Source organism: Paenibacillus allorhizoplanae (genome assembly GCF_927798215.1).
GTDB classification, from domain to species: domain Bacteria; phylum Bacillota; class Bacilli; order Paenibacillales; family NBRC-103111; genus Paenibacillus_E; species Paenibacillus_E allorhizoplanae.
In genome coordinates this window covers 142,696-165,500 of sequence record NZ_CAKMMW010000020.1, presented here as the reverse complement: position 1 = coordinate 165,500, position 22,805 = coordinate 142,696, and the positions used below count along the sequence as shown (strand labels likewise).

At 44.2% G+C, this 22,805-nt stretch carries 16 protein-coding genes and 2 pseudogenes; all 18 read right to left on the bottom strand.

Going from position 1 to position 22,805, the window contains the following annotated elements; all coding sequences use genetic code 11:
* Positions 1 to 653: 653 nt before the first annotated feature.
* The 18 genes and pseudogenes from L6I86_RS26290 to L6I86_RS26205 all read right to left on the bottom strand — a co-directional run bounded on the left by L6I86_RS26290 (position 654) and on the right by L6I86_RS26205 (position 22,695).
* Complete coding sequence (locus L6I86_RS26290; protein WP_236291362.1) at positions 654 to 1,094, bottom strand: hypothetical protein; 441 nt, start codon at positions 1,092 to 1,094, stop codon at positions 654 to 656.
* Between the two features lie 140 nt (positions 1,095 to 1,234).
* Positions 1,235 to 1,714, bottom strand: coding sequence for a hypothetical protein (locus L6I86_RS26285; RefSeq protein WP_236291361.1), 480 nt, complete (start codon positions 1,712 to 1,714; stop codon positions 1,235 to 1,237).
* A gap of 98 nt (positions 1,715 to 1,812) precedes the next feature.
* Positions 1,813 to 1,977: a hypothetical protein gene (locus L6I86_RS26280; protein ID WP_236291360.1), complete on the bottom strand. Its 165-nt coding sequence runs from the start codon at positions 1,975 to 1,977 to the stop codon at positions 1,813 to 1,815.
* A gap of 159 nt (positions 1,978 to 2,136) precedes the next feature.
* Positions 2,137 to 2,592 carry a hypothetical protein gene (locus tag L6I86_RS26275; protein ID WP_236291359.1) on the bottom strand — a complete coding sequence of 152 codons (456 nt, stop codon included), beginning with the start codon at positions 2,590 to 2,592 and terminating at the stop codon, positions 2,137 to 2,139.
* A 135-nt stretch (positions 2,593 to 2,727) separates the two neighbouring features.
* A complete protein-coding gene (locus L6I86_RS26270) occupies positions 2,728 to 4,581 on the bottom strand; it encodes an RCC1 domain-containing protein (RefSeq protein ID WP_236291358.1) in 1,854 nt (617 codons plus the stop codon).
* A gap of 502 nt (positions 4,582 to 5,083) precedes the next feature.
* Positions 5,084 to 6,257 (bottom strand): annotated as a pseudogene (locus L6I86_RS26265) (IS110 family RNA-guided transposase).
* Positions 6,258 to 6,609: 352 nt separating this feature from the next.
* The gene (locus L6I86_RS26260) at positions 6,610 to 7,119 is read right to left on the bottom strand and encodes a DinB family protein (RefSeq protein WP_236291357.1); all 510 of its coding nucleotides are present in this window, start codon (positions 7,117 to 7,119) and stop codon (positions 6,610 to 6,612) included.
* 238 nt (positions 7,120 to 7,357) lie between these two features.
* Positions 7,358 to 7,954: pseudogene (gene thyX / locus L6I86_RS26255) on the bottom strand (FAD-dependent thymidylate synthase); the annotation flags it as partial.
* 263 nt (positions 7,955 to 8,217) lie between these two features.
* On the bottom strand, positions 8,218 to 8,520 hold the full coding sequence (locus L6I86_RS26250; protein WP_236291356.1) for a Dabb family protein: 303 nt from the start codon (positions 8,518 to 8,520) through the stop codon (positions 8,218 to 8,220).
* A 115-nt stretch (positions 8,521 to 8,635) separates the two neighbouring features.
* Positions 8,636 to 9,445, bottom strand: a complete 810-nt coding sequence (locus L6I86_RS26245) for a hypothetical protein (RefSeq protein ID WP_236291355.1) — start codon at positions 9,443 to 9,445, stop codon at positions 8,636 to 8,638.
* A gap of 160 nt (positions 9,446 to 9,605) precedes the next feature.
* Entirely contained in the window at positions 9,606 to 10,127 is a 522-nt protein-coding gene (locus tag L6I86_RS26240; protein WP_236291354.1) for a DinB family protein, read from the bottom strand.
* A 268-nt stretch (positions 10,128 to 10,395) separates the two neighbouring features.
* Entirely contained in the window at positions 10,396 to 14,388 is a 3,993-nt protein-coding gene (locus tag L6I86_RS26235) for an OmpL47-type beta-barrel domain-containing protein (protein ID WP_236291353.1), read from the bottom strand.
* Positions 14,389 to 14,556: 168 nt separating this feature from the next.
* Entirely contained in the window at positions 14,557 to 15,837 is a 1,281-nt protein-coding gene (locus L6I86_RS26230) for an FAD-dependent oxidoreductase (RefSeq protein ID WP_236291352.1), read from the bottom strand.
* Positions 15,838 to 15,857: 20 nt separating this feature from the next.
* On the bottom strand, positions 15,858 to 17,411 hold the full coding sequence (locus tag L6I86_RS26225) for an extracellular solute-binding protein (RefSeq protein ID WP_236291351.1): 1,554 nt from the start codon (positions 17,409 to 17,411) through the stop codon (positions 15,858 to 15,860).
* Between the two features lie 46 nt (positions 17,412 to 17,457).
* Complete coding sequence (locus L6I86_RS26220; RefSeq protein WP_236291350.1) at positions 17,458 to 18,318, bottom strand: carbohydrate ABC transporter permease; 861 nt, start codon at positions 18,316 to 18,318, stop codon at positions 17,458 to 17,460.
* Entirely contained in the window at positions 18,312 to 19,172 is an 861-nt protein-coding gene (locus L6I86_RS26215; RefSeq protein WP_236291366.1) for an ABC transporter permease, read from the bottom strand. The genes L6I86_RS26220 and L6I86_RS26215 overlap by 7 nt, the downstream gene beginning before the upstream one ends.
* A gap of 144 nt (positions 19,173 to 19,316) precedes the next feature.
* The gene (locus L6I86_RS26210; protein ID WP_236291349.1) at positions 19,317 to 20,894 is read right to left on the bottom strand and encodes a helix-turn-helix domain-containing protein; all 1,578 of its coding nucleotides are present in this window, start codon (positions 20,892 to 20,894) and stop codon (positions 19,317 to 19,319) included.
* Positions 20,872 to 22,695: a sensor histidine kinase gene (locus L6I86_RS26205; protein ID WP_236291348.1), complete on the bottom strand. Its 1,824-nt coding sequence runs from the start codon at positions 22,693 to 22,695 to the stop codon at positions 20,872 to 20,874. Before L6I86_RS26205 ends, L6I86_RS26210 begins: the two co-directional genes overlap by 23 nt.
* Positions 22,696 to 22,805 lie beyond the last annotated feature (110 nt).

Below are 22,805 nucleotides of genomic sequence, written 5' to 3'. Positions count from 1 at the left end.
CGTTCAATACGTTGATTTTGTCCGTCTGATTGCTTAAACTTCATAATAAGAGCGCCTCCTTGATGGTGTTGGGTATCTACCCGTCGACAAACCCATCATACCGAGGCGCTCCTTTTTTGACAAAGCCCATTTCTTAGGCTATACAGGAATGTTTAGGGTAACTCAATCGTCTTATATTCCTTCCAATCTGAGAGGAAACAAAGGAATTTATCGCTTATATCTAACATGCCATGATGAGTTCTCCAAGATCCTCCACCATTAAAAAGATCAATTAACGGTTTGAATAGATCATTAAATTAAATTGCAATTGGATCTCCTTCATCTGTTAATGAACTCCAAATAACATGATTCACGCATAACGCTTGAGTTACTCCATTAGGTGCTGTAATGAGATTGGGACATAACTCAAAAACCTTATCATAATCAATCTTACTTTCCTTATTGATCAATTTAACAGGATTGATATATGGGTATACGTCAACCACGGAGTCTCAGACTCTGAGCATGGCGGTGCCGTTTGGTACAATATGGGCAAAAAGCTATAGTAATCGTAACAAGGCAGCGGATCCATAATAATAATGTTCGACTGCCTAACAGTTTGTAGAACTAATCTTCTCCGTTAGTTTCATGAATCTCTTCACACGAGGGGTCTTTTACAAATTCTTTGAATTCTGATATACATAAACAATGTATTTTTCTCCCTGTTGTACAAGAAGCAATTCAGATTGCATTTGACCTTGAATCGTAAATATCTTTGTCCCAACTTGGAGTTTAGTTGCCATGTAATCTTCAAAAATATTTCCATCTTTGTACTCTTTTCTTACCTCGCCTAACTCATGATTTATTTTCAAATCCATTTGTTTGTATTGCTCCTGCTCTTCGATACGTGTATAAAAACGTGCACCATAGACACATAGAATGTCCGCGTCTTTGTTCTGTTTAAATATCTTCTCTGATGTGGAGGTTCTCTCCATTTGACTAATCTTATTTGCCCCTTCAATTTTCGGGTCTTTATAGCATCCAATTATTATTAATAGCAAAATGCATGAGATGATAACAACAGATCCCGCCACGATAAATATTATTTTTTTCACTGATTCGCCCCCTACATTATCTGACGTACTTGCCAGGTATTTGTTTCGTTCATATTTAACGTTCCGCCCGCCCCTTACTATAATAAACAAAAGAGGAGCTGCCGCGAAGGCAAGCCCCTTAATGACGATGTCCAAAGGCTCTAAGATGATTGTAATAGTTTCGTAATTACTTCGATTTTAGTTGCATCTTTATTATTGTTTTTGATTCTTCTATACCCGTCTTTAATGGATTTAGAATAAACTCTTAAGAAATCTTCTAAGCTTAAGGATTGATAACGTACCCCATTCTGTTCAATCAACTCTAATCCTTTGTAATCTACACCCGCAAAATCAGCTAAATCTTCTACAAAAGCAAATGCTAACTTGGTTCCCTCTTTATGAAATTCATGTTCTCGTAAGTCAACAAACGTATACCCTAATCTTTCAACTGTTTGTCGCAAGACATCCCATCTTTCATGTAAATATTCTAATGGTACAAGAACATCGATATCCTGAGGGTTTAAATCAATACCGGATTTCATCTGCAGACCTAGAGAACCATACAATACTGGAGCAATGTTAAATTGATCGTTTAAAGCTTTGGCAATATTTAGGAATTCGTTAAATTTAATTATTATCAAATTGAAATTCCCCCTAATTAATAACCGTATATACTGGTAGCCTTTTGTCATTGGACTATAGTTCCCGGTTTTTTCAATGAGTCTCGAAGCATTGTTTCCTAATTTTTCTCTAATATAACAAGTGAATAAACTGTTGCACCCATCTCACCGCCTGACATAGCACTCTGAGATACAACCTTCCATCCCTCTTGTAAAAGCTGATTTAAATCTATTAAGTTATTCTTTTTATCGTTATAATAATGAACTACAATTGCCTTTTGCATGAATACACCTCCAGAACACCATTGTATCATACATATTATTCCATTAAACTTCCCATTACTTCAACGAATATAGCAGACTGCCACGGCACTCTGCTCAATTTCACTATCGTTCTCTCGTTAGCGTAACGGACAAGTATGTTACCCTTTTATTAATTATACTTATATCCACGTTTGAAACGATTTATTGACCATCTTTACATTGTTCATATTTGCCCAATTCTTTAAATCCGTGATACCTTTATCTTCATCCCCTGAATACCTAAATGCCATATCTAATGGGACGATCTTCCTCCTGTGAGGTAATATCCCGATAACAGGTTTAAAGTATCCCTTAGTCATTATCACTCTAATATCCCCCGAATTAATTAAAATTCCATTTAATATGAGTTGGTCATTGGATAAGCATAACTCGGTTGGTTTCTTGAAGAATGTTCTGTACAATGCGAGTAACAGTACAACTAAACAGAGAAGAATCACCATTAACGAAGCGTAGTATACACTTATCTGATCCCATGATCTCACTACAAGGATAGATTGACTACATATAATAGCAATCATGCCTATAATGGTTCCAATCCTTGAAGGACTCTTAACCAAATGCTTTACTTCTCTCAACATAGTACCTCCCTTGTTCAAATCCCTTATCTAAATATACCACATAATGGAATTATTCTGCCCGTTAGCGGGGAAAAGGCAACCGCTTTTAATCGGTTGCCTTTTCGTCTGGATTATTGAGCTCTCCTTCTTCCATTAGCGTAATGATTTGAGATTGAGATTGATCTGTGTTAATTTGTTTTGATATAACACTTTGTTTTCATATCTATCTCTCAGAGTTTGAGAGCTCAAAATATAGTGGGCGTTCGCCCCAACTCCCCATAAAGTTCCGTCCTGCATGAGAATTAGGGATTGCCTTCTACCTGCTTCCACTAATTTGACTGGGGGAAGGTTAGGCACCAGTGTAGGTTGTGCTATGCTATCCCCAAAGACTACGCTTCCGAGTTGTCCATACTCGTTATCACCCCACGAAAACAGATTACCGTCTCGATCCACTGCTTGAGCATGGTCATGCCCCGCATCCACCTGAATGATATTCGAAAGACCTTCAACACGTTTTGGTTCAGGATTTTCGGCATTTCCAACACCGAAGAAGCTCTTAACACCCCATGTCCATACGGTCCCGTCTTTTTGGAGAGCCACTGCAAAGTTATTATGGTTTGAAACCGCAATAATATCTTTTAGGGAACTCAGCTGTTTCAGAACAGATTTAGTTGGTTGTGTTTGCCACACGGTACCGTCATTCTTAAGTACCACGGTAAATTCAAATCCGGGACTAACAGATCGAACATTTACCCATGGTGTCTGATAAGGCTTCTTATAGATGATCTCGCTCATCTTGTAAGTTTGCCCCAGCCTACCTTTGTAATTCGATCCCCAGGCGAATACGCTACCTTCGCGATCAACCGCAAAAATACTTGAATGCTGAATTGCAATAGAAACGATGTCCTGGAGTCCCTCTACCTGTCTAGGGAGAACAGTTGTTTCATATTTTTGTTCTCCAATGCCCCATAGTCCCGCATTGTTGAAGCCCCAAACCCAAACTGTACCGTCCTTCTTTAAAGCAATACCAGCATCGCTATCCACTTGCGCGTCCACGACATCCTGAAGAATACGAGTTGGCTTCTCATAAAACTGCCCCCATGTCCATAATTCCCCTTCATCGGTCACGACCACAACATCGGTCGTATAAATGTTGATTTTATGTATTGAAGCAGGCGAAGTAGTTACTTGCATTGCCCAGAGACCCTTGTTTTTCTGTATGGCATCGGCCTGTAACGGATTGAGTGTGCTTGCTAAACCATCATTTTGAAGATCCAAACTAGTGGCAGCGTATCCCTCTTCTACAAGCTTTTCATTTAAAATGATGCCATCTTGCAAGTAAACATTTACATGCAAGTTCTTGTTCCGATCCCGTAAACCTACGATTTCAATCGACACCTCCGCACCTTTCGGGAGTAGCGACCTTATATATCCTGTTATCTCTTGACCATTATGAATAGGGGAAATGCCAGCAAAGCGCACAGTTTCTTCTGTTCCTTCTTTTGTCCCATCGATGTAGCGGATGGAAAGATACATCCCGTCTAAAACTTGCTCGACGCGGATATTATGTCTCATTAAATATTCTATGGATAGCGTACGACTAGCCTCATTCCATTCTAAATTCGCTCCCATTGCTTCCGCAATAAGGCTAACTGGAATAAAGGTAGCGCCCCCAACAATTCGCCCTGGTGTTACAAGTTGAAGTTTGTCTCTGTTCTGATAAGCGACTGTTTCTCCAATTGTATACATGAGTTTTGTATCATCAAGCTGAGCGGCCACAGTCTGAGTCTCCGGGGTCCATTGAATTTCGGCTCCCATTCCCTCCAAAATGCTTCGCATTGGTACCAAGATGCTACCGTTGTCCTCAATTGGTGAGGTTTCAAAGCCGAGGGGCTTTCCGTTTAATAAGACTGATATGGGGGGTGGTATTTCGGAAGCCTGTGATTCTGGAATTGGAAAACCTCCGATAAGAAGAAATAAAACGAGAAAGAAGATTCGAATTTTCATAGTAGCGCTCCTAAGGTGATTTGGGTAAAAATGTATTATTGTATGAAATACTTCTAGAAATTATTAGGAAAACCTTTAATTTCATATAATTCCTCCCTCTATGGAGAAACGCTTTGCTCTTAAATACTCTCGTTTTCTCAGTATTTGACCATCAACACGTTTTAACAGATAACATTTCAATGGTATGAAGTTGTAGAGGAAGAAATTTATGGATATGCTAAGGGGCAAAAATCTCTCTACCTAAACCACCTGATGTAAAAAACGGATGGTATGGTAATGTATGGTTGCACCTTTGGATCTCCACATGAGCTCATGGCGGTCAACCCTCCCACATCTCGCAGAGTCTACGCTCCCACATTCCTTCATTCAACCTGTCCATGAGGTGGAGGTCAGATATGCTGCCCGACAGGATCTTTGTCCGTAAGGATAGTGCCTTTCCGACTCATCCGTGCTTCTTGTTATCTTTTCCTTTGCTTAGATCATCAGAACTAAGTATCGTTATTTAAGCTGCTTGCGGTAACTCTGCAAATCGAGGGATATCCTGCAACATCTTTTCTTCACTGAATTCATGTCCTTTTGTTAATATGCCGAAAAAGACTCGTATAAGCTTAACGAAAGAGCAACGCACGAAGACGTTTACGGCCTCGCTTAGTTATTTTCGTTTGTCCGATGTGTGTACCTGATGAATTTGTCTTCAAGTTCAATCCAGCAAGCTTCGTGATCTGCTTGGGATGACGGTACTGATTGATGTCGCCTACCTCAGCTAGAAAACCTGCAATGGTGTCTCTGCCGATTCCTTTTATGCCCAACAATAGTTGTACATGTGGGATCTGCAGGAGCAGCTCATCCAACTTTGCTCCCAATTCTTCAAGCTTGTTTTGAAACCATTCGTACTGGGTCAACAGTAATTTTAACTCCATTCTAGCTAACTCCGAACCTTCTCTTATGCCGACAGAACGGCTTGCTGCTGCTTTTAAACTAATAATTCGACCTAGACCAAGCCCTCGCTTTGCAACTTCTCTCAAGTGCTGTAGCAAGGTTGTATCCGGAACGTCAACAAGTTCATGCGGCAGTAGATGAAGGCTAAGCATTTGGATGGCAGATTTGCACTCCCAGTCTTTAAAAACCGTCAAAAACTCTGGGAAATACCGATCTAACCAGTTATGGACACGTGCTTGCACAACACAAAGGTCAGTTGTTAGGTGTTCACGAATTTTCATAGCTTCCCGTAATTCGGCATAAATACCCTTAGGAAGACTCGGTACGGCGTATCTCCCGTCTTTGACCAGTTGTGCGATCATTTTCGCGTCCTTCATGTCATTCTTTGTTGGAGAATTGTCGTCTAGCTCTTTGCTTTTTTTCACGTGCAGTGGATTCACTACACCGTATTTTACTTGCTTTTCTTTTAGAAAATGAGCAAGGTTAAGCCAGTAGTGCCCCGTTGGTTCCATGCCAACGATAATGTCCTGGAATTCTTGATCTACTGAAATCTTTCGGAACCAGTTCACGAACAATTCAAAGCCTTCTCGATTGTTTTCAAACGTAATAGGCTTCCCGAGCTCGACTCCGCGGAAGTCTTGCGCACGAGCCACATGTCTGAATTTTGCGATGTCGACTCCGATAATTAGAGTGGAAGAAGTGATTTGATTAATTCGTTCATTTTGAGTAGAATTCATTTTGTATTCTCCTTGGTAATGTTTTTGGATCCGTTCGCTGGCCAGCATCTAGGACCCATAAACATAATACCAAGGAGTCTTTTTATTTCTCAAACTTCATATTTCCTCATAATAGGAATGCTGCCCGTTAATGTAATGAAGCTGCCAGTCGCCTGGCAGCTTCTCAGATTATGTGCCTATTTAACAAACGTTTCTCCGTTAGCTGAATGACTTTTTCTTGTTTGAGATTATTATTTGCTATACATTAAACTCCAGTCAGCAACCAATCGTTGCTGTTTTTTTTAACCCGTCTTGTCCTCTCTTCATATCAGTCTATGAACGGGGCGGGAAGGGTACCATAAAGTAAGGACGACTAACTCAAGTAACGATTTCGGATGACCCCCATGTGATGAAGCTCGTGTCCTGCGATGCCGTAAGCGATGGCGCGCGCCGTAATGCTTACGTTGTTGGCTGTGCCCTTGCGGGACCACGCCTCCGTCGGTAACCCGCGCAACAGTGTGATCGTCGATTGCCGTACGGCCCGGTAGTCTTCGGCCAATTGCGCGGTTGTCCAGCTTCCGAAAGGAGGAATGAACAATTCCTGGTCGAAACCTGGCAGAGGCGTCTGATCTCCTCTTGCAAATCGGAGCAGGCGGTAGATCATGACGCGTTCACTGTCTGCGATGTGGCCCACGACTTCTTTCAGCGTCCATTTTCCTTCCGCATACCGATAGGCGCTCTGGCTTTCGGTCAACGATGCCAGCAGCTCAGTCATTTGCTTTTCCTGGGCGAGCAGAATGTCGATGATGTTGCCTTCCGGCACCAACCGGATATACTCGCCGGCGTCCCCGGCGTATTCTTCTTTTGACGGTCTTTGGTTCATGCGTAATCACCTTTCTATGAAGATATAGAAAACTAAAATGCTCTTTCCAATGCTCTACCGCGATTTTTTTGCGAAATTCGTAACTTCGGCATGTCTAATGAATTCGCGAAAGAATAGAACTTTCCTTCCAACAATTGAGAGTAAGCAACCACTTAGTTACGCCACGATAATCTACCCGTAGTTCAGAAAACGAAAAAGGAGCAGCCACGAAGCAAGCTCCTCAACTATAGTTTTTTCGTTAGTTCAATGCTCCGATTTCTTTAGAAACCAATTGTTCTAGAGATATAGGATAAACTGATTTGATTAGTTCCAAGATAGCCTTAGCATAGTCCTGAATTTCTTTTTGTGCGTCATGCTCTAATCGTTGCGTTAAGAAATTAGCAACTGATTGAACGGATGCAGTCCAATACCAACGAACATACATCCCATATGAAGGTAAGAACAATCTCGCTTGTTCAGCACAAATTCCATCTGACAATGCTTGCTCGTACTTTTTCATCCCTAACTCGATGTAAGACAATAATTCCTGTGTATGTTTTTCACCAAGTTGCCAAGAAATGATATCTCCACTGCCCTGTTTGGAGTTCTCAGGCTTTGATCTCCATTCATTCGCTTTTGGGGTGTAAAAAACTGGTTCTTCGGTTATATAACGTCGACTAGATTCATTCCAAGCATCTAAACTATCGCCAGTTCCTTCATAATGAGCTGAACCGACTACATACTTCCACCACTGTCTTGCGACCATTAATGGTGCGTACACCTCAAACTGAGCAATTGCATGCCTAAAAGGTGAAGTATGGCCCTCTCGCGCCAAGAACTTAATGAGTTTTATATCTCGTTCGCTTAATTCCTTTGACTATTTTGCATAGGAGACACGAGCTGCATTAACAACAGTCAAATCGGTTCCCATATGATCAACTAGCCGTACATAACCCTCATCCAATACTTTAATAAATGACATTGTTCCTTCTCCCCCTTTTTGTGTAGCTACCAATTTCTTCAAAGATACTATTAATTCCTGCAATAGTACTATTAAAGAATGCTGCCCTTTAGCGCAACGAGGCTGCCGATCTATACCGGCAGCCTCGTATTGTTTGCTTAAACCAATGGGTAATCAACTACAATAACATTTTCCAGTATACCATCCAGCGATTTAACAAATTCCTGATGAACGGGATGCGGACCATATGAACGCAGCGACTCAAGGTCTTCAAACGTTACCCGTAATCCGAGAGTATAACCCTTAATATTTTCCGTTTCTTCAGTTACGTTGATGCCTGCACTTATATCAAATATCCCGGGGATACGATCCCGAAACGTTAACAATTGATCCAGCAATTCCTGTTGCTTGATTGGCGTGACATTAGTATTGAACTTGAATACAACGAGATGTTCGTACATCGCTAAATTGCTCCTTTTTTAAGCTTAATGTTGTGGTGCTATAGTTCCTCTTTAGCTTAATGACCCATATATCGATTGAGTTGTTGATTTCAATTTAACAGCCAAAGAAGAAGCACTATTTTATTGATTCATAAATAACTTCCGAATAATTTAAGGATGGAAGCATGTATTCTCCCTTTGGATCCAACCTGTTGTCATTTTCATCCCAAAAATAATTCTTTCCTATCAGTTTAATAATTTCTCTTTCAGTGTTGGTTCTCGTAACAACCTCTTCAGGGGCTGCATTTATTGTCAAAAGAAAGTCCCCCTCGAAATAACGTTTAATCGTACACAAATCATTTAAATTAAGATTTCTAATATCAAATTTTGTATTATACTCCTTACCGAAGTACGTTTTCCAATGTAATCGTGAGATACATCGTCCAAATCCCCAACCTAAATATTCATTACTTCTTTCTGTATTACTAAATAAATGACATTGCCCATACCATGCGTTAAACCTCTTGCATAATTCCACCCATATTGATTCAACTTCGTTAAAATCTTTTTTATTCTTTAAGAGATCCAATCCATTGTCAAAATAAATCGAGATACTATTAAATACAAGAGTTGGATCATCTGTTAGAGTGGTAGGGCATCTTGTCCAATTGACGTAAATTGAGAATAAGTCTCTTACTTTATAAAGCTTTGCATATCCTCCAAACAAGTAGGTGCCTGGTACTTTATCTACAAAATCTTTTGTATTTTCAAATGAAAAGAGCCCTTTGTTTTTACTCGAATAATATTCTGATTTAGTAGGCCAATATTTTTTTGGAAGTTTCTTTAAGGTGTCAATTATGAAACTTGCCGCTTCTTTAGTGCCAAGGAACCTTGTGGTTACGATTTGAAATCCTAATGTTTGGTTTTGGTTATTCAGAGATACCACCTCAATTTCTCTAAAATTTTTGGTCTTCTTCCGTTAGAACTTAATCCTCCAACCTTTTCTTTAACATCTGTTCATCGTCTTTAACATAATTGCAATTTTCATACGTTCTAATTGCAGTTATTCCGTCTACCTGTCAGTACCTTTTTACTCTACTCCTCTTTTATTCAAAAGTAGCATACCACTTTCTTAGCAAATTAATATTAGCTTGATGATAACGGCTATGGTCAGCAATATGCCATAACCCCCAGCGAATGGTTGCTTGTTTTTCATTGTGATGACCAAAAGTGACAACTTTGTCCAGGTCAGCATCTTTAAATTGTGTACATGTATCTTTCAACATTTGTAATACACCTTCATAATGAGACATCAGTGTGTTCAAAGACATCCCTTCAACCATCGGAAGCCTGCTATTTGCATCTATCATGGGGCCGTATTGTTCTTTTAATGTCTCGGAAAGTGGTTGTCCTTTCATTCGATATACCCAATTCAAATCAACATACATGAGATGTCTTATTAACTGTGCAGTGCTGTTGAAATTATTATTGGGACCCTTGTAATCAACCTCTTCTTGGGACATGCCCTCAGTGATGAGTCGTAGTCGCTGGCTATTTTCTTTCACATCGGAATATAACATTCCCACAACTGGCGACATGTTGGCTTCACCTTGTAAATCGTAAAACATTGTTAATCCTCCAATCTCAGATCCGCTCTTAGGTTCTCCTACATTTTACCACATCTTTGATTGAAGATAACTGCCGTTAGTTTAGAAAAGGCAACCGATCCGATTGCCAACAAAAAAGTCTGCTACCAATCCGTCGGGAATGAGATAGTGTTCTTGTCATCCGACACCCCGACACCTTTTATTTTTATAGAAATGTTGTGAAAAACACGAAAGCCCATCTCAAGTTTGGATGGGCTTCTTGTTTTATAAAAAGTAAATCTATTTAATTTTACATCTGGAATACGATCGTTGGATTTGTTGTGATATTATTTGCACTCTCTTTCGTAGCTCCTCCACAGGTCATTCTGAAGGTATAGGTGCCTGATAATAATTCCATGTTGATCTCGCCGCTGCTGGTATTTCCGATAGTTCGCCAGCTTCCTGCATAATATTTCACATTGCCGCTGTCCATCAGATTTCCTTGACTATCCTTCAGCTTCACCTTGACGTTTACCGTTTGGAAGACAACCATTGCGTCGGTTCCTATATTCTGCACCTTTTCATTGTACGTCCCTTCATAAGTCATGCCGAAGGTGTAAGATCCGGCTAATAGCTCCTTACTAATCTCGCCACCGCTTGTATTTCCGAACGTGCGCCAGCTTCCTGCATAATATTTTGCATTGCCGCTGTCGATCAGATTTCCTTGACTATTCTTCAGCTGCACCTTCACATTTACCGTCTGGAAGACAACCACGGTATCGGTTGCGGTATTCTGCACCTTCTCTTTGTACGTTCCTTCATAAGTCATGCCGAAGGTATAAGAACCAGGCAATAATTCCTTGCTGATTTCTCCGCCGCTTGTATTTCCGATCGTACGCCAGCTTCCCGCATAATATTTTGCATTGCCGCTGTCTATCAGATTTCCTTGACTATTCTTCAGCTGCACCTTCACATTTACCGTCTGGAAGACAACCACAGCGTCAGTCCCGGAATTCTGCATCTTCTCTTTGTAGGTTCCTTCATAAGTCATCGCGAAGGTATAGCTTTTATTCAGTAAAGATTTACTTACCGTTCCGGAGGCATCCGTTATGCCAAAATCCTTCCAACCGCCGTCATAGTATTTGACCGCACCGCCGCTCAATGGATTTCCGTTGCTGTCTTTAAGCTGAACCTTCACAGCTGTCGCAGCAAGCGTAAAGCCAAGATTCTGAGAATGCTCAACATTCCCTGCTTGATCCTTTGACTTATATATCAAGCTGATCTGACCTTGCTTATCAAACGTAACAGCAGACGTGTAAAGCTGCCATGTTGTCCCGTTATCTAAACTGTACTCGGTTTTCGCCACACCCGACAAGTTATCGGTGCTATTCAATGTTAGGGTGACCGGATTCAAGTACGAACCATTGGGTCCGTCCGGCTGCAAAGGCGATACGCTTGCAGTCGTAACTGGCGCTGTTTTATCGATATTGCTAACCGAATAGCTGGTAACATTAGATACGTTGCCCTCCGCATCCTTTCCCTTGGCAAACACCGTGTCATTTGCCGAAACGACGACAGGAACTGTATAAGCCGACCATATACCGTTTTCGCCCACTTTGTATTCCTTCATCGCTGCGTCAGCTGGATAACTGATCGTTATAGTCACGTCAGTGTTGGTAGGTGTTGTAATATCTGCTGCTAGTGCAGCATTTGCTGGTGGTGTTAGATCAGGAGGCGTGATCGTATCCAGCGCGAGCACAACCACGCTTTTTGCCGGCATTAGGTATGTGGTAAACGGAACATTCCCCGTTAATTCAGACGAATTGACCTGGATTTCCTGGCTTGTTCCCGTATTATGCGATTCGAGCGAATCGGCGGTCAATATGGTTTCCTTGACTGGCACGTAACCGTTCAACCCGCTGAACAGAATTTGCCGCTTTAATTCCGGCTCACGGTTTACAATGACGAGGTTGATCCCGGTAGCGGTTTTCATCGCATTCACCGTGAGACTGGCATACTGATTCCCAACTTCTGTGGATTCACCCGTCAGCGATACGTGCACCACCTCGCTGCCAAGGCTTTCATTCAGCAACTTCATTAGATCTGCCATACCAGTCAAATAAAGTTGGCCAGTATCAGGTGATTTGTACACCAAGCCCCAAGGTCCGGAACTAAATGCATGATAGGTGGCAGCAGCAATTTCAGGGCGTTGGAACATACGGTTGAGAAACTGTGCCGTTCCCAAAATGCCTTTTAGCGCATGTGTCTGATACCAGCTCTCCTTCCATGTTTTTCCTGGAAGTTGATCCGGCCATACGGAATGTTCAGACAGAAACACTTTGATTCGGTCAGTGCCCGTAATCCCCACGATATCGTCACGAATCGCATCCAAATATTGTTCCATCTTGCTGATCGGGTAACCCAAATAATACGGATGGAAGGTCATATAATCGATCTCGTCGCCTAGCTCCTGCAGGATAGTTTGATGCCATTCACGCCATACTACGTCATCGTTATAGTCGCTCCATGGCGACGTTTTGGCTAAGACGGCAATCTTCGCACCTGGGATCAGTTTACGAACTTCAAGAATCGTCTCCCTACACGCCTGAATATAGGCTTCGACTCCGTCTGGACCGAACTTGGATTTATACTTGGCAAAATCAAGCTCGTTCCCAAGCTCCCATACGGCTACATTCACCGGAGCAATAATGCCTGCATCAATTCGCCGCTGTGCCCAGTCGATGCCACCATTTGGATTGACACCGCCGCCGGTTCCAGTTAAATATTCGACGGCATCGGCATGCTCCTCCGGCGTATCCAGCATCATGTTGAAATTCCAGACAAATTCGGCATTTGGGTCGACCTCCAGTACCGAGTGAAGCCACTCAGCAGGTCCAAAACGGTAGACAGCTGCGGGTTCACCCCATGTACTTTGCGGCGTTCTTTGTGCAAGATCGCCAACTGCCTGCTGCCATCGAAATACCTGGGAGTCGCTGCCCGCCATCCGGTTTAGCGGCATGGGTAAGCCGAAATTCTGGAGCAGACTCGTATATTCAGTTTTGATGTTTAGACTCGCCGGATTATCTTCCATGATCGCAATCTGGCTTTGATACCAGTCATGATTATAGCCGAGCATGCGCTTACTAGCCTGCTTGACAATATCACTCGTGTCGATCGAAGCTGCTGCCGCCGATACGTCACTCTTCGTCTTTACCGTCAACTCTTGACTGGGTCCGGAAAGAAGGCCAGCCCCATCTCTTGCTATCACCTTAAACACATACGAAGAATTCGGCGTCAGCCCTTCTGGTGTATACACGTTTCCAGTAACCGTTGCGGTCAAAACATTATTCATGTACACATCGTATCCGGTAACCAAAATGTTATCGCTCGCTGCGTCCCAGCTTAGTTTCACCTTAGAGATGCCGATCTGCTCCGCTCTCAAGTTACCCGGTGCGGTCGGAGACTCATTGTCCTGAACGAAATCGATCGTCGCGGTTGCCGATGTGCCCAAATAGGACGCTTGCAGTGTTGCCGTGCCACCTCCTGGACCGCCAGTAAAGTATAGTCGGTTGTTAAGCACATACGCCGTTCTAGAGCTTACAGACCACTTGACCGCTGGCGTAACTTCGATCGATGTCGAACCGTATTGGGCTGATACAGGCAGCATACTTAAGTCAAAGCTATTGCCTATTGAAAACTGCCGGTAATTCGGTGTAACAGTCAGTGAATCCGGTTTTTTGGCTAGCACAGTATCGTCCGCATACAACGTACCTGTGATGCCCCCTCCACCAGCTGTTCTTCGGATCAACAGCCTTACTTTGTTTTCATCCGTGTTCATCACAATGGTTCCCTCGTATTTCGTCCAATCTTGATTTGAACTTGTTTCAACTGTTGACTGAATCACTCTTTTAAATGTGTTTCCATTGTAGCCCATCAATGTAATTTGCGGCTTGTGTCCACTGCTTGTGATATTGTCCGTCTTCAGCCACAGCTCATAATAATAAGCCGTGCCGCCTTCAACAGCAGAAAACCGGTCGATTTCTAACGTCTTATCGCTTCCGTCAAAAACGATTTTTGCCGCTTTTGCCTCGCTTCTAACCACACCTCCCTGAATCGTGACAGCAGCGCCAGATACAGCGCCTTTCCCCCAACCGGTATAATCAGGCGTCAGCTCGAAACCACTGTTGTAAGCAAATAAATTATCGTTCGCAGCCGCACTGGCAACGCTTTCATAAATGAATAATTGCAAGATAGTTACCGCTATCATAACGACCACAAGTATGGTGCTGATCTTCTTTTTCATAAGTCACCAACCTTTCTTAAATTCATATTTTATTGCTTTAGGAAGCAGCCCATGAGAGAACGCTTGGTACGCTATCACTAGCGTACCAACGTCCAACAACGGTATTCTTCGTTCAATTTGTCTCTCTCTCTTGCCTACCACCTTGCCTTACTGTTTGGACTATGTCTGTTACACCGACAGTCCGAGTTGCGCCCCCTGCCCTGTCAAAGCCTCTTGCACACTTCGGATATCCGCCTGTCTCGGCGTCATATTCCCCCGTGCACACAAAGCGGCAGCAGCTCCCGCCGCCTGTCCGATCGCCATGGCAATTGGCTGAATGCGTATGGCCGAATGCGCTTCGTGCGTGGCGGATATCGGTCGGCCGCCCACCAATAAATTATTAATCTTTTTCGGTACAAGACAGCGGAACGGAATTTCGTACCATCTCCCCGGTTCCAAATGTTGAATGACCGTACCTTCACCGTTCGGATTGTGAATGTCCACAGGGTATGTGCCACGTGCGATACAATCATCAAATTTGCATGCAGCCAAAAGTTCCTCAGCCGTCAGCATATAGTCGCCGACCACTCTGCGCGACTCGCGTACGCCTATTTGTGGAGCCGTTGTCTGCAAATAAGCCTCCTCGAACCCTTCGACATGCTTCTGCAAAAATACAACGAGCTCTTGTACCTGACGCCTGCCTTCGATTTCCGCCTCTGTCAACTGCCATGGACACGTCGCATCTTTCAGAATAATTCGCGTTGTATTGAAATGAATGACACCCGGCTGGTTCGCGTAAAACCAGAGCATATCCTCACGCGGACAATCAATTTCCTTGCGCGCTTTCGCTTCAAGGAAACGGCGCGTGATTTCCAACTTATCGGGCATGCGATCAGTGTCGACATTCGCCATACGGAAATTGAGCGTCATCGGCTGCATTAGACTATCTACGCTGCGTCCCTTTTCCACATCAGCTCCCGCAAAACCAGCTAAATCGGCATCTCCTGTGCAATCTACGAACATGCGGGCACGCAGCTCTGTCAGTCCCGCTTTGTTCGCAACAATGACCGAACGGATGCCGCTTCCAGTCTCATCCATCTTCACGCCACCCAGAAAGGTGTGGTACAGCAACTCGACTCCCGCTTCTAGACACAATCGTTCGGCAACCACCTTTAGCGCCTCCGGATCGAAAGCTGCCCTTTGTTTCGGGTGTCCGTACATACCTAGTTTCGTCATCCCCTCAATCAGCTCTTGCAATACACCAAAAATAACTTGCACCTCTTTGCCATCCACTGTACTAGCCCAATACGGCATCCATGGATTAACCATCATAGCCGTCCCGGCACCGCCAAGAAAGCCATACCGTTCAATGAGCAGCGTTCTCGCCCCAAGACGGGCAGATGAGACTGCGGCGGCGATTCCGCCTGGACCACCTCCTGCCACGATGACGTCATATTCCAACTCCAGCATGTTCTCAACTCCTCTGCACGTTATTTAATTAAACCTTGCTCCTTGATTTGCTTTTCTGCTGCTTCCGTGTACTGCTTATATTTAAAAGTACCTTCTAGCGTTTTCAAAAAATCGCTATATTCTGATATTGGTCGTTTGCCATACACGAATTTAACCAACTCTTCAGCTGCGTAGCGATCAGCATCTGCTTTGTTGAACCCGGCAGGCGGCACAACAGAGCTGTCAAACAGACGAATGCGCTGCGCTTTTGCCGCAAATTCAATAATCGCTTTCTGTTTGGGGAACTTCGTGCTTAAATATTGATCATTCGGACGCCCCGTTATTTGATACATATAGAAGTGATTACCTTCCTTAGCAAGCAATTCGGTCATCGAAACTTTACCGTCTTTCAGGTTGTAATGCTTACCCTCGATGCCGTACATGACCAGATTGTTTCCTTCTTGCGAAGATATATAATTGATATATTCGAACACTTTATTCAATTTGACCTGATCTTTCTCAAGCGACTTCGGAATAGCCATCAACCGGGAGGGTTTGTCGAAATCGAACGAACCGTCGAATTGTCCCGCTGGTCCTTTTGGAGCAGGCAGCTGAACCCATTCGGCATTCGGATTTACCGTCTTGTATTGATTGACCATTTCGTCCTTCGCAATGTCGGTCCAAGCCATGTTGACAATACCTGCTTTTCCTTGAAATGCTTTTTGCTGCACGTTGCTGCCTTTGTTTGTCATAAACTCAGGATCAACCACGTTCGCATCGATCATCTTTTGGATGAAAGCAAGTGCTTGAGGCATTGCGGGGTCATTGAAAGCATTCATTAATTTGCCGTCTTTGCCGTAAAAGACACCAGAGCTGAACATGTCGCTAACACCAAACGCACCTAACACTGGAGCAAATGCATTGAGCTCAAGACCCGTTAATCCATAGGTGTCTTTCTTATTGTTGCCGTCCGGATCTTTCTCCGTAAACGATTTAGCCACCTCCAACAGCTCGTCGATCGTCGTCGGCATTTTCAATTGCAGCTTATCCAACCAATCTTTTCGTATCCAGAATGAGTTGAAAGGCAAGTCGCCATTACGCGGAATTGCATAAATTTTACCGTTAACCGTTGATTTCTTTAGTAGATCGCTGCCAAGTGACGTGATAAACGTCTTCGCCGGCTTCAGCTCCTTGTCGAGGTACGGCGTTAAATCAAGCAGTAACCCTTTGTCCGCATACTCCTTCATATCGATGTTTGAAACTTGGAACAAGTCAGGGGAATTGCCGCCCGACATGCGAACCCGCAGCTGATTGTTGTAGTCCTCAGCCGTCTGGATCGCGGTCAACATTAGATTGGTTCCAAGCTTAGCGTCCAACTCCTTCTTAAGCACATCCGCCTCTGGTAAAGGCAACCCCGTTCCTGTCAACGAGATGTTTAACGTTACGGGAGCAGTGGGTTTGGCACTTTCGCTTTGATTTGTTGTTGTAGGAGAGGTCTTATTCTCTCCATCTCCTTGTCCGCATCCCGCTAGTAAGCTGCCTCCCAGCGCCAATACAGCCGAAGCTGCGGTAACTCGTTTCCATGTTTTTTTCATGCACGAACCCCTTCTTTCTTCATCTTTGTGTTGGACATATCCTAGCTCAACCTTTAATAGAACCGAGCAACATTCCTTTTGTAAAATGTTTTTGCAAAAATGGATATACAACAATGATGGGCAAGCTCGCGAGCACCACAGCGCTCATTTGCATCGTCACCGTCGGTACCATGTTTTCGGCGCTTTCTAGTGGCTGCTGCGTCATCATCAAAATTTCACGGACAACCACTTGAAGTGGGTACAATCTACGGTCCGTCACATACATAATTGCGGCGAAAAACTGATTCCAATGACCGACCGCATAAAACAATCCAATCGTGATCAAGGATGGCTTAGACAGCGGAACGACGATCTGCCTCAAAATGCGAAATTCCTTAGCCCCGTCAATACGCGCTGATTCGAGCAGCTCCTCCGGCAAGTTTTCAAAAAAACTTTTCATAATTAACACATTAAAGCTCCATATGGCATTGGGAAGAATCATCGACCATATGGAATCGATCAGTCCCGTTGCCTTCACAACCAAGTAAGTCGGAATGATCCCGCCACCGAACAGCATGGTAAGGACCACCATCCCAAGAAAAAAGCTGCGCCATGGCATATTTTTCCTACTTAACGGATAGGCCATGAGTGTGGTCAACACGAGGTTAATTAATGTGCCGACTACCGTGATTAAAACCGTTACCTGCAACGAGCGGAAAATGTTCGACGTCTCTAACAGTTTGCTGTAAGCGCTTAACGTCAAGTGCTTCGGTATAATCACGTAACCTCCGTTTTTCAGCACTTCTCCGTAAGGCGTCAGCGACACAGAAACGACGTATAAGAGAGGCAAGACAGCAGCCAGTCCAACTAAGGCAAGCAACGTGTAGGCAATGCCATTAAACACTCGTTCCTCCGGCATTCTTACCATATGCTCTCCCCCCATCTTCTCGCCAACCGATTAGAGCCAAGCACAAGCACAAGGCCGATCAGTGATTTGAATAGTCCGACGGCGGAAGCCAAACTAAAGTTCCATTGTTCCAACCCAGTACGGAACACCCAAGTATCCAAAATGTCAGCGACTGGATAAACGTGTACGTTATACATGATGTAGATTTGATCGAACCCCGCATCAAGCATTTGTCCTAGACGTAAAATGAGTAGCAACACGATAACGTTCCGGATCCCCGGCAGCGTTATCTGCCAAATCATTCTCATTCGACTCGCCCCGTCAACACGAGCAGCTTCATAGAGTGTCGGATCAATTCCCGCCATCGCAGCCAAGTAAATAATGGCCCCCCAGCCCATGTTCTGCCAAATGTCCGAACCGACCAGAACGGACCGAAACCATTCGGTTGAACTGAGGAATGGAATTGATTCGCCACCTGCCTCCATGATCCAGCGGTTCACAATGCCGGAATTTTCAGATAACAACACGACCAAAATTCCGTAAATGATGACCCATGACAAAAAATGCGGCATGTAGCTGAGCGTTTGAACGATGCTTTTCAACCATTTATGCCGGCATTCATTCAGTAAAATCGCAAGGGCGATTGGCGGAATCATCCCGAAGATGATCTTGTATAAACTGATTAGAACCGTATTGCCAAGCAGCTGCGAAAAATAAGGGGATTCATAAAACTCTTGAAAATGATTGTACCACGGGTCAGCCCATGGGCTTTTAACAATACCCTCCAGGATGTCGTAATCCTTGAAAGCAATGATCAAGCCGTAAATTGGAACATATTTGTAAATGATGTAATAGACAACTCCTGGCAACAGCATCAGGTAAAATGCCCTAAAGCTCCAAACCCTTCTCCAATAAGCATGTTCCAATCGGCAAACCTCCTCTCCTCTTGTTATGAACTTATCGTAACAGGTACCTGAGGTGAGATTAAGGAACGGAATTGCCTATATCATAGAACGGATTTAACTTGTATGCTGCGGTTCATCCTGTGACTCCATTCGTTTTCGATAGACGCTAGGCGTTATTCCAGTCACACGCTTGAATATTTTGATGAAATAATTGTCATTGCTGAAGCCAACGTTGCAGCCTACATCGCTGACGGATAAATCGGACTCAGCCAAAAATACCTTCGCTTTTTCGACACGATAGTGCTGTACGTAGTTGATCAGATTTTCCCCCACCTTTGACTTAAACAACCGACTGACGTAATGCTCCTCCATAGCAACATATCGGGCCATCGATTTGAGGGTAATATTCTCATCGTAATTTTGCCGGATAAACCGGATGATTTTATTTATCTCTTCGTGATCTGTCAGTTCTTCCTCGGACCCCGCCTTATGTTGCAAATACCCTTCGATTCGCTGCCAAATCAGCTCTTTCAGCCGCTGAGAAGAAGCAACTCCCGTCAATTCACCAAAAGGCAGTCCAGGATGATTGACTATCCGCGCAAAAAGGCGGTCTAGCCTTACCGTTGTTTCTTTAACAAACGTAACCGGTATCGTCAGCACCCTCATTTCGTTCCATAGCAAATCAAGTATCGTCTTGCAAGCTTCCGCTTTACTCTGTTCGAAGATGAGCAGTAATTCCCTCTCGTGCGACCATGATAAAGCAGAGAAGGGTTGCCTCGTTAAGGAGGAAACCTCCTTTCCCAATACGGCCTCGTAAGCCTTCGATGGCTCAAAGCGGCCATCAACGCTTACGAGGCCTAATCGCCCGTCATGCCAGCATCTGTCCAACTTGAGCAGCGCCTCGAACCAGACCGTGCCCAGCTCCGAGGCCGAGAACGGTTTAGCATATACTGCGGCGTACAAAATGCCGAATTCACCTGCTGAAGGCGCTTTCCAAGTGAATGCGCCGTCGCTCCAGCAAAAGACGGTCGTAATACCGTCCTGTGTAAACGATGACCACAAGGAAGGACTATTCATCTCATCCGAGTCAAGGAAACCGATTCTTCGTGCTTGCTCCATGCAAAATTCCACGTTATCGTGTAAAAAAGCACACAAAAATACATGCTGCAAAGAGTATGAAGGCAGCGCCTCTATCTCATCTTCCAAGCCCGGAAGCCTGCCCTCTCTAAGGTAAAAACGATCCCACAGCGAGCGATACAAGTCGCGGTACCTATACAAGCTTTGTTTCGCTTGCAGCTCGCGAACTTCTGCTCGGCTTTCTAGTTCCCGCTTGATTTTATGCAGTGCCGCCTCCAACGATTTCACATCCATGGAAAGCTTAAGCAAATACGCGGAAGCACCATATTCAAGCGCCTGCCTCGCAAATTCGAATTCATTCATACAGGTCAGCATTAGAAATCGGCAGTCCCATCCCCCCGTACGGGTCTCCCTTAGAAGCTCGATGCCATCCATCAGAGGCATGACGATATCCGTTATGACGAGATCGGGGTTGCACGAGTGGATCAGCTCAAGAGCCTCCTGGCCATTCCCTGCTTCGCCTACAAGCAGGAAGCCGTGCTCCTGCCAATTGATTCTGCCGATGATCGTTCTTCTCACTAATGGCTCATCCTCAACGATGATCAGTTTCCACATGATGATCTCCTCCCTTGCTATATGGAACCGACATCAGCATAGGAAATCGCAGCCGTACCAATGTTCCTTCCTCTATCTCCATCAACTGCAACTGTGCATTTTGTTTAAACAAGAGCTCCAGCCGTTCTTTTACGTTTGTTAATCCGATACCTTTGCGCATCCGTTTCTGCCTCACCCGCTCCGCCTCCTGCAAGCCTTGTCCGTTATCCTGCACCTCCACAACAACTGAGTCATGCTGTTCATAGATGCGAACGACAATTAAACCCCCTCGACTCATTCTCGCGAAACCGTGTACAATTGCGTTTTCCACTAGAGGCTGCAAGCTGAGCTTTGGGACGAGCACATACTGAAGCTTCTCTTCGTATTCGTAACGAAAGTTGAACAGATGGTCGAACCTAACGTTTTGAATGTACAAATACGCATTAATCAGTTCAATTTCTTCTTTTAGATGGATCAGCTCCACTTCCGCATTGAGACTCGTTTCTAGCAGCTTCCCTAGTTGTATGCATATTTCAGATGTAACCTTATCTTCCCGGTCGATCGCGTGCCATTTCAACGTATTTAGCGTGTTCAGCAAAAAGTGAGGCTTCATCTGGGCGAGCAGCATTTGAAACCGTACGGCTTCCTTCTGCCGTTCCTCCTGTTTCAGTTGATGCACCAGTAAATTCGTATCGGTGACCATTTGATTAAAAGATTGTGCGAGCGCAAGTATTTCACCCCGGTAGTTCGTCTCCGGTAAAAACGTTTTCAGCCTCATTTTCACCATGTTCTCCATTTTTTTCTTGAGTTGGTGAAGTGGTCTTGTGATCGTCGATGAGACAAACAGCGTCAAGCCAATAAATGCAACGGTCAGCAGCAAAAAGGTAAGTACCATGCGCCTTTCCAGTAACTTCAGGTCGCCGAAATAAAAGCGAAGCGGAAATTCACCTATGATCTGCCATTTCTGCGGAGTCAGCGTTATCGAGTTATACAGCATAGAATAACGTTCATCAATATAAGACAGGAGTTCCTGATCGGGGCTTTGAAGCAGCTTACGAACGACTTCTGAGCTCATCCCGCTCATTTTCTCCGTCTGAGCAAGCAAGTTGCCCGCTTCATCGGCCAAATAATAGTTTTGTTGCACTGGAAAATCCTTGGCAATTCCTTTCATCCATGCCTCATAATCGAAACGGATACGCACGACACCTACAAGCTTCCCCCGCTCCTTGAGCGAACCAGTCAACGTCAGCATGTGTGCACTTTCACTAAGCCCCACTGGCAAATCGTTTCGGTCTGCGGACAGCCATCGATAGCTTTCTTTACTGCTTTCCAACTCGCGAATAGCCCGGACGCTCCAATCAGGCAGATTTTCCCCTTGCGGCACATCGAACGAATCGTATTGACTGCCAGTGACGTCTGCCACAGACACATACAAAAACCGGCTTTGAGATAGATTGCGGTTACGCATTTTCTCGAGCACTTCGCGAATTTGCCTAGTGTTATCGCCAGGCGGAATGTTGCTGCCGGCATGCAGCGCTTCCATAACGGCAGGTTCTTTTTCCAATTGAACCAGGTGCAGAAACATAACTTTCACCGTGTCGTTATAGTCCGTTTTCATAATGTTCAGTTGCGCGCTGAATTGCTCGCTGATTTTGTTTACGATCAGGTCCTCTGTCTGCCGGTAATAGTAGAGCTGCAAAATAAACAAAGGAATCAAAATCACGAGTACAAAGCCGAAGAATAACCGGAATTTAATTTTTTGCGGCAGCAGCTTGCGAAGAAGTCCCATCATTTTCAACATACCCTCTCCATAAAATGACATAATCCGCCTATTATACGGTTAATGTTACAGCACTTTATTTATCGTGAACAGGTACAGTTTTATCTTGCCGATTGAACATATTTAACGTAAACCGAGCGGTTCATCCGTAA